The sequence below is a fragment of the Roseibium sp. genome, assembly GCF_050301095.1.
In the GTDB taxonomy this organism is placed as follows: domain Bacteria; phylum Pseudomonadota; class Alphaproteobacteria; order Rhizobiales; family Stappiaceae; genus Roseibium.
In genome coordinates this window covers 1-8,576 of record NZ_JBNKYW010000034.1, presented here as the reverse complement: position 1 = coordinate 8,576, position 8,576 = coordinate 1, and the positions used below count along the sequence as shown (strand labels likewise).

The following is an 8,576-nucleotide window of genomic DNA, read 5'->3' as shown; positions in this document are numbered from 1 at the left end:
GTCTGGTTCCGCACCGTCGGCATCCACGACATCTGGGACAGCTATGCCGATTCAAGCGAATTGCGTGTTGTAAAACCTGCTCCGGAAATCTATCTGGCGGCACTGGCCCCCCTGGGCGTAGCTCCAGGTAATGCCGCCTTCGTCGGCCACGCGCAAAATGAACTGGACGGTGCCAAGGCGCTCGGCATGACGACAATTTTGTTCAATCCCGATGCCGACGCCCACAAGGCAGACCATAGAGCCACGGTCTTTCAGGACCTCCTGGACCTGCCCATATTAGCCAGACCCGCGCCGGCAGGGACCGGTCTGCACGAAGAAGCCTTGGCTGTCCCGGCGAAGTGAACAGATTGCCAGAGGAATAAGGGGCCCTCGCAATCAGGAGATGACCCGCCTGATCACCCGGGCAGCATTCATAAGCTGCAAACGGGTGAAGCGGGTTCAAAGCGAGCGATCTGAATTTCCGATCAGGAAAGAATGGCGCCCGCGTTGGTCGTGAGAATGGTCAGGATGGCGGCCGTCAGGAGCACGGAAGCCACGCCAAGCACCAGACCGAGGGCCGTTACGGCCCCGTCGCGTTCGACAATTCCCACACCTGCGATGAAGAGAGACACAGCCGGGAACCAGCCGCTCAAAGGCACGGGCAGGAACAGGGCAAAGGCGATCACGAACAGCAACCCGCCGAGAGGCCGCTCGCTCTTTTCGGTAAAGAAGTGCTGATAGCGGGGTCTCAGTACGCGTTCCAGCCTGCGGGTGATGGGCCTCAGGCGCAGGACGGTTTTTCTGAATTTCGCGTAATTGAGACGCAGTCGCGCAAGCGGCCCCGGGAGTTTCACGTGGGGAAACCCGAGCACCATCTGTGCCGTCGTGAGCAGAAGCGGCAGGGCGGTCACGAGTGAGGAGCCCGGAGGCAGGGGCAGCAGCGTCAGAAGTGAAAACAGCGAAATGGCCCAACCGAAAGACGTTTCTCCGAGCGCGGACAGCAGGTTGCCCAGGGTAAGGGTGTTGGTGTGGTGCTGATCGCGGGACGCACGCAGGATCGGCAGCGACAGCGAAGGTTTTCGGCGTGTCCGATTCAGCGTGTGCACAGACGTGCTCTCCCGCGGTAGAAAAAAGGCCATGATTCTTCAATTGATAGAATAGTCATTAAGCGGCAGTACGCCCCGGCAACCGCATTTGCAACGTTCCTGTCGGGATGCGTAGCCAATCGCCGCCGGTTTTTCACCATTTTACCCCCCGGCCCTACCCTGCTGCCAATCCGAACAAGGACCTTGCCAGGGCAAGTTTTCCCTCCACTGCGCGGTCGCAACAGGCGCGGAAATATCCTCCAGGTGAACTGATTTTCTCAGGATCCCGCAGTGCCTTTTCAGCGACGACCGCAAGAATTGCGGAGGCCGCCTGCCGGCCGAGACGCGCACAGGCGTCGGCGAAGGCAGCCTCGCTCAGGCCGATGCCGATCCGCATGACGCCGGCCGCAGACAGAAGCTCCGGCCAGCTTTTGAGAGACAGTCCGAAATCGCTCTGGACGGTCGTACAGGCGCTTTCCAGCAAGGAGATTGAAACCGCGTCGAGTGCTGCGGATCCGGTAAAATCCGCCTTCCCGGAGCGCTTCCGCGCGGGAGTGGCGGTCGTTTTCACCCGAGACCGCTCCGCTTGCTCCCTTTCAGGAGCTATTTCGCCGCTGTAAGCGGCGTCAGAAGGAAAATTAATTTCATTCGCGTTAGCGGATGTCCGTTTATAGGAACAAGAGTCTGGTGAGTTTGTATTAGATAAAGGGGTGACATTGGTGTCATGCTCGCCTGTCATACCCTTGTTTCCGGACTGTTTTTCGTCCGCAATCCGTGCTTCCGTCAGAGCCTCGACAAGCAGGTCGTATAGGTCCTGCAGGGCAACTGATTTTTCCTGAACCTCGCTCCCGTCCTCCAGAATGGCGTTCATCTGGTCCCGGAAATCGGACAGGTCAACATCCATCGTCGCCTCAACGATGTCGACAATCGCCCTGGAAACGCGTGTCACCGTGCGCCTGGCTTCCCGCCGGGCGTTGAGTTCGGCCTGCCATTCGTCCGCGATCCGCTTGATTTCGCGGTAGCGGACACGGGCGGGCGTGAAATCGAGGCCATAGGCATATGTGATCTCGCCGCCATTGTTGCGATGAACCCACCGCCGTCCGGTTGAACTGTCCCGGTAGGCCAGCACCTGTGCCTCGACGAGCTGTCTGATCGCCCGGATGACCGTACGTTCGCTTCGCCCGACATAGGACGCCAGCTTTTCGTTGGAGATGGCGACAATCGGCCGGCCGGCACCTTTCCAGTCGTCCGGTTTCGACAGTCCGAGCAGGATATCGAGCACATGATAGGCCGTGGACGTCAGCCCCAGAGGCTGTGCGGCGCGCTTGAGCGCGATCGCCACTTCGGATTTGCCGATGTCCGGAATATCGTTGGACATGGCCAGACGCTGAGACGCAAGTATCCTCGGCGTCATCTTCCGGAAAGAAGAAACGTTCGAAACAGTAGGCATGACAACCTCCGTTCACCGCCGCCGGTCAAGGCTCGGTGTTCTGTTCAATTGGAGGTGCAACTTGCAGAAATCGGCAGAATTCCACCGTTCACACAAGATGGATCTTGCGCGTGATTCGGAATTGGCCTAAAACAGGAGTGTGTTGAGGTTCCTGTTTGGACTTTCCAAGTTGAACCTGTGATTTAGAGATCGAACGGTTGCCGCCGCTTCGGTCTCTTTTCATTTTCAAGCCGTGTTTTCCGGGTCTTCATCCTCCCTTTTCCATGATCGGCACGGGTGTTCTAGCTCTGACGTTTTCCCTTACCGGCCTGTTCCTGCAGCCGCAGGAAACTGCCGTGAAGGTCGGCCAGATTGTCGGTCAACCAAAGTGCGAAATCCGTTTCGGTCTTCGGAATGGCAATCGTCGTCGCCGACGCCGTCTTCTTCAGCCGGGCCACCACGGACCCGTTTGAGTTGATTTCAACAGTCTCCGGCGCAGCCGGTTTTGCCTTCCTGCCCCGGCCCCGCGCTGCTTCCGCGGCCATGGCCATACGTTCCTGGGCCGTGGCGGATTTGAAGGCGTCGCTTCCGATGATCTTGCGAATGCGTTTTTCGGCGTTCGTGTCGTCGAACAGCTTGGCGAAATCCATCCAGGCGGGCCGGCCGACATTTTTTGCACGGCCGATGGCGCGAATGATGTCGGACGGGATGCTGTCGGCGACCTTCAACATGTTGGAAATTACGGTCTGCACCTGGCCGAGCACCGGCTGCATTTCGCGCTGTTTGAGCCCGGCCTCGCGAAGTTGCACTGCCCAGAGCGCCATTTCGGCGAATGTCAGGTTTTCCCGGACACCGTTTTCAAGGGACTGTTCCTTGATGAGCTCGGCGTCCGACAGCTTCCGGACATGTGCCTTGATCTTGATCGTTTCAGGCTTTGAGGCCTCAGCCATCAGAGCCTGAATGGCAAGCAGACGCCGGTGCCCGTAGGCAAGCTGGTAGCGGTCCTTCGCGGCCGGATGCGGACGCACCAGAACGGGGATCTTCTGACCTTCGTCATGAATGGACAGTTTCAGCTCATCCAGAGCTTCCCGGGCTTCCTCATCCGTTTCGAAACGGTCGGAATAGGGGCTCGGGTCGATCTTGGAAGGATCCAGCGAGATGATGCTGTCCTCACGCATGTGCGACAGCGCCCGGCCCATGGAATTGACAACCGGGGTGGTCACCTTCTGGTGCGGTGCAGCGGCAGCGGGGTCCGCTTTCTTCTCCGCTGCCGCGGCGGCCGTCGCAGCGGACATCATCTTGACGATCGACTTCTTCATCCCCGTCCCTCCCGGCCCCAGACGCCCTTGATCATCTCCAGGATCTCGGCATTCACACGATCCGCGCTTTCCAGCGCGCGTTTGAGCGTTTCCCTGCCGATCTCTCCAGGCTCGATTTCGTAAAGCGTTTTCTTGGCAACGCCGGCAGATGCGATGGCGGTCGATTCAATCGCCTCGGCTACCAGCACATCCGTGCCGAACAGATCCCGCATCGTGCCGGACATGATCTTCTGCGGGCCGTCGTTCGGATTGACGCGTGTCAGCAGGAATTTGGTGAAGTCATGCTCGAACACCGCCCCCCCTTCAGAGAGCGTGTGCGTGACGTCCGCGATCATCTTCAGAAACTGCGAACACGACGAGACATCCAGCATGGCCGGGTGCACGGTGATGATGAGCCCGGTCGCTGCGTAAAGCGCGGCCATGGTCGTGTAGCCGAGCGAGGGCGGCGTATCGAGCACGACCACGTCGTAATTGTCCTCGACCGAACGGATCACCGCGTCGAGCCGCTGGAAGAAAAGCCCCAGTTCATCGGTCGTGCGCTCCGCAAGGGCCGTCGGCGTGTCGTACTCGAAATCCATCAGCCGGAGATTGCCGCAGACCAGATGAATGCCCGGGAAATAGGTCTCGCGGATGACCTCGGAGAGCGGCACGCGGTAATTGTCGTAGCGCAGGGCATCGTAAGCGGTGTCCGTGCGCTCGTCGTCGTCTTCGCCCGCCCTCAGGTCCCTGTCCGGCTGAATGCCGAAAGTGGTCGTCATGGAGGCCTGCGGGTCGAGGTCCACGCACAGGACCCGGTATCCCTGCAGCGCCAGATAGTGTGCCAGATGCACCGAGGTCGTCGTCTTGGAACTGCCGCCCTTGAAGTTGGCGGCGGCGATCACCTGCAGCTTTTCGCCCGGCCGGCGGTGCGGCGCCAGGCGCAGCGCATCGTCCGGCCGCAGCTCCGCCAGGAAGGACCTGAGTTCCCAGACCTGTTCGATGGTGTAGATGCGCCGGTTGTTCTCCGCCCGGTGCGGCTGGGGGCCCCTGCCTTCCAGCGTCAGCGTGCGCAGGGTGCTTTCCGGAACGCCCAGAAGGCGCACGAGATCCGTTGTCGAGAAGGTGCGGCCGAACACCTTTCGCGCCTCCGGCGGATAGGTCATTTCACGCATGGCTTGCAGACGGTCGGAGAGCCTGTGCGTGAAACTCTCTATTTTCGCGATCGTATCGCGTTCGCCGGCAAAATTCTCGCTTACGGCCATTTATGCCCTCTGACGGTTTAATGTCCGATTGGGCCGGACACTCCGTCATAGATGCCTAAAACCGGTGGCTCACGCAAGAAATATTAAGTTAACGAGGTCTTAACAACCACTGGTAAGGGCAGGATTCCTTTCGGGAAACCGTCCGGAAACACGAAACCGGACCATTAACTTTCAGCCTCGCATTGCCAATGTCAAAACTACGAGGTTCGAATTCCCGCAATGGAATCAGAGGATTATGAAATCCGCTCCCATGCGGTTTCTAACCCGTCCCCGAAACCTGCGCATTGAATCGCCGTTTCGCGTTGAAGTATGCAGAAGGTGTTGAATTCCATCCATGCGTTCTTGAAAAGATCTGCAATCGAACGGGCAAGGATGTCTCCTGGGGAGGAATCGGTTCCCGGCAGGACAACCGATTCCCTGGTTTTCGTGCAGCGCAATCGGAACTCCGCACCGCCTGGACGCCGTGTACCGGTCCCTCGCCTTACCCTTGCGCTTCCCGTTCCGCCAGAGTTCTGCGGGCGACGTCCATGAAGGTCCGGATCACCTTGACTTCGCGCCTCTGCGACAGGTGAACGAGGGTTTCGCTCATGGTCAGGTCCACGTCGCTGAGGCCGATCTGAATCAAGCGGTCGTCGTGGCCGAATTCCGCCTTCGAGACGAAGCCGATGCCGGCGCCGGAGGCGACGACTTCGCGAACGGCTTCCCGGCCCTCGGCGACGATTGCAGGCTTCAGCTCGATCCCCTGAAGAGCAGCGGCCTCCACCAGCTTGGCCCGCGTCTTGGACCCTTCTTCCCGGAAGATGAGCGGCAATTCAGAGAGTTCCTTCAAGGTGAGACTGTGTTTCGAGGCCAGAAGCACACCGCGGGCAGCGAAGCCGATGATTTCGGTGGTCCCCAGACTGAGGGTCTCCATGTCCCTGCCCGGGTCGACGCTGCCGGCAATGCCGATTTCCGCATTATACGCCCGCAGTTCCTCGACGATTTCGCGGGTGTTTCCGACGCGCAAGGACACGGTGATATTCGGGTATTTCTTGCGGAACTGGGTCAGGATCTCCGTCACATGGTGCGCCGAATCCGCAATGATCCGCAGCTCTCCCGTGACGGCGGCGCTGGTTTCGGACAAATATTCATCGATCTGCTGTTCGATCTCGAAATACTGCTTGGTCAGCCGGAAGAGCTGTTCCCCCGCCTCGGTCAGATGCACGCGCTTGCGTTCCCGGTGAAACAGCAGGACGTCGTGATCCTGTTCCAGTTTGCGCACCTGTTCGGAGATGGCCGGCTGGGTGTGACAGAGCGCTTCGGCCGCGCGGGAAAACCCGCCCAGCAGCGCCACGTGGTGGAAGGCTTTCAGCTGACTGTGGCTCACAAATCTTCCCCTTTTTCCAGCTCATAAGCTGAGCCTATATTTCGATTGAAAATTACGATTTTCCATATAGGTGTATCTGGTGCAAATGTGTTCGGGAACCACCTATTTGGAGAGTTTCCCATGAACGCCCTAATTCCCCGGATCGCGGCACCACGCCTGGGCGAGCCCTATCTGCTGACTCCCGGTCCGCTGACAACCTCGGCAGCCGTCAAGGAAGCCATGCTGAAGGACTGGGGCAGCTGGGACGGCGACTTCCGCGCCATGACCCGCGAGATGCGCACCCGCCTGACGGCAATGCTGGGTGACGGCTCCGGCGATTTCGACTGCGTACCAATGCAGGGATCGGGAACCTTTTCCGTCGAAGCGATGCTGGCCTCCTTCATTCCCCGCGACGGCAAGACTTTGGTGCTGGCCAATGGCGCCTACGGGCTGCGCGCCGCGCAGACGCTTGATTATCTCGGCCGGGCTTACCGGCTGTTGGACAAGGGCGACTACTTGCCGCCGCGCGGCCATGAAGTCGCGCAAATCCTGTCCGAAGACCCGGCGATCACCCATGTGGTGGCGATCCACTGCGAAACCTCCTCCGGCATTCTCAACCCGGTCGAAGAGATCTCCGAGGTCGTCTATGCGGCCGGGCGCAAGCTCCTGATCGACAGCATGTCGGCCTTCGGCGCCATTCCGCTGGAAGTCTCGAAAATCCGCTATGAGGCAATGGTCAGCTCCGCCAACAAATGCATCGAAGGTGTGCCCGGGTTCGGTTTCATCATCGCACGCAAGTCCGAACTGGAAGCGGCCAAGGGCAACAGCCATTCGCTGAGCCTCGATGTCCACGCCCAGTGGGCGCATATGAACAAGACCGGCCAGTGGCGTTTCACGCCGCCGACCCACGTCGTGGCGGCTTTCCTGGAAGCGCTGCGTGCCCATGAGGCGGAAGGTGGCGTCGAAGGGCGTGGCCGCCGCTATACCCGCAATCGTGACGTGATGGTCGCCGGCATGCGCGAGCTCGGCTTCGAGACCCTGCTCGATAATCGCTGGTTGTCGCCGATCATCGTTACCTTCTTCTGCCCGGCGGATCCGAATTTCGTGTTCGACCGCTTCTACGGCCTCATGAAGGACAAGGGCTTCATCATCTATCCGGGCAAATTGACCGTGGTCGACAGCTTCCGCGTCGGCTGCATCGGCCAGATGGACGAACACATCATGCGGCAGGTCGTGACCGCCGCCAAGGAATCGCTCGACGAAATGGGCGTGGCCTCCGCCAACCCGCCCGTCGCAGCACTCGAAGAACGCGCCAAACTGGCCTCCTGAAGACAAGGAATACCACATGACCATCCATACTCCCGTCGAAGCCAACGAACGGGTCTACCCGAGCCCGAAGGTTCCGGCGGTTGCCATCTGCCTCGACGGGTGCGAGCCTGAATACCTGGATGTCGCCATTGCAAAAGGCCTGATGCCGACCCTGAAACGCATGCGTGAGGAAGGCACCGACAAGCTGGCGCATTCGGTGATCCCCTCCTTCACCAACCCCAACAACCTCTCGATCGCCACCGGCCGTCCGCCGATCGTCCATGGCATCTGCGGCAACTATCTGATCGACCCGGACAGCGGCGAGGAAGTGATGATGAACGACGTCCGCTTTCTCCGGGCGCCGACGGTCTTCTCGAAGTTCTATGAAGCCGGTGCCCGCGTTGCCGTGGTCACCGCCAAGGACAAGCTGCGCGCGCTTCTGGGAGCCGGCCTGAAATACGACGAAGGCCGGGCGATCTGCTTCTCTTCCGAGAAATCGGACCAGACGACGCTGGCCGAAAACGGCATCGACAACGCTTCCAAGTGGCTGGGCATGGAGGTGCCGGAAGTCTATTCGGCGGAATTGTCCGAATTCGTCTTCGCCGCCGGCGTGAAGCTCCTCAAGGAATTCAAACCGGACGTGATGTACCTGTCGACCACCGACTACATCCAGCACAAGTTCGCCCCGGACCAGAAAGGCGCGCTCGACTTCTACGAAATGTTCGACAAGTACCTCGCCGAGCTCGACGAACTGGGGGCGGCGATCGTCGTCACCGCCGACCATGGCATGAAGCCGAAGCATCTCGCCGACGGATCGCCGGCCGTGATCTATGTGCAGGACCTGATGGACGAGTGGCTGGGCGAAGGCAA

The 8,576-nt window shown here is 59.9% G+C and carries 8 protein-coding genes; 3 read left to right on the top strand and 5 right to left on the bottom strand.

What is annotated here, in order from left to right:
* A partial coding sequence (locus tag ACQY7U_RS02420; protein ID WP_428641598.1) for an HAD family hydrolase occupies nt 1-342 on the top strand: 342 nt, incomplete at its 5' end.
* A gap of 122 nt (nt 343-464) precedes the next feature.
* On the opposite strand, the gene ACQY7U_RS02415 is transcribed toward ACQY7U_RS02420, so the two are convergent.
* From ACQY7U_RS02415 to ACQY7U_RS02395, 5 genes are all read right to left on the bottom strand, one after another.
* Nucleotides 465-1,085: an exopolysaccharide biosynthesis protein gene (locus tag ACQY7U_RS02415; RefSeq protein WP_428641597.1), complete on the bottom strand. Its 621-nt coding sequence runs from the start codon at nt 1,083-1,085 to the stop codon at nt 465-467.
* Between the two features lie 154 nt (nt 1,086-1,239).
* Nucleotides 1,240-2,514 carry a plasmid replication protein RepC gene (repC, locus tag ACQY7U_RS02410; protein ID WP_428641595.1) on the bottom strand — a complete coding sequence of 425 codons (1,275 nt, stop codon included), beginning with the start codon at nt 2,512-2,514 and terminating at the stop codon, nt 1,240-1,242.
* Between the two features lie 281 nt (nt 2,515-2,795).
* Complete coding sequence (repB, locus tag ACQY7U_RS02405) at nt 2,796-3,812, bottom strand: plasmid partitioning protein RepB (RefSeq protein ID WP_428641593.1); 1,017 nt, start codon at nt 3,810-3,812, stop codon at nt 2,796-2,798.
* Nucleotides 3,809-5,053: a plasmid partitioning protein RepA gene (gene repA, locus ACQY7U_RS02400; RefSeq protein ID WP_428641592.1), complete on the bottom strand. Its 1,245-nt coding sequence runs from the start codon at nt 5,051-5,053 to the stop codon at nt 3,809-3,811. The genes repB and repA overlap by 4 nt, the downstream gene beginning before the upstream one ends.
* 481 nt (nt 5,054-5,534) lie before the next feature.
* On the bottom strand, nt 5,535-6,419 hold the full coding sequence (locus ACQY7U_RS02395) for a LysR substrate-binding domain-containing protein (RefSeq protein ID WP_428641590.1): 885 nt from the start codon (nt 6,417-6,419) through the stop codon (nt 5,535-5,537).
* A 120-nt stretch (nt 6,420-6,539) separates the two neighbouring features.
* On the opposite strand from ACQY7U_RS02395, the gene ACQY7U_RS02390 reads away from it, so the two are divergent.
* Entirely contained in the window at nt 6,540-7,727 is a 1,188-nt protein-coding gene (locus ACQY7U_RS02390) for a 2-aminoethylphosphonate--pyruvate transaminase (RefSeq protein WP_428641588.1), read from the top strand.
* Nucleotides 7,728-7,743: 16 nt separating this feature from the next.
* Nucleotides 7,744-8,576 (top strand): alkaline phosphatase family protein (locus ACQY7U_RS02385; protein ID WP_428641587.1); only part of this gene is annotated, 833 nt, incomplete at its 3' end.

What these genes read in the sequence shown, in the direction of transcription:
- repC (WP_428641595.1), bottom strand. Translation starts at nt 2,514, where the DNA reads ATGCCTACTGTTTCGAACGTTTCTTCTTTCCGGAAGATGACGCCGAGG.
- repB (WP_428641593.1), bottom strand. Translation starts at nt 3,812, where the DNA reads ATGAAGAAGTCGATCGTCAAGATGATGTCCGCTGCGACGGCCGCCGCG.
- repA (WP_428641592.1), bottom strand. Translation starts at nt 5,053, where the DNA reads ATGGCCGTAAGCGAGAATTTTGCCGGCGAACGCGATACGATCGCGAAA.
- ACQY7U_RS02390 (WP_428641588.1), top strand. Translation starts at nt 6,540, where the DNA reads ATGAACGCCCTAATTCCCCGGATCGCGGCACCACGCCTGGGCGAGCCC.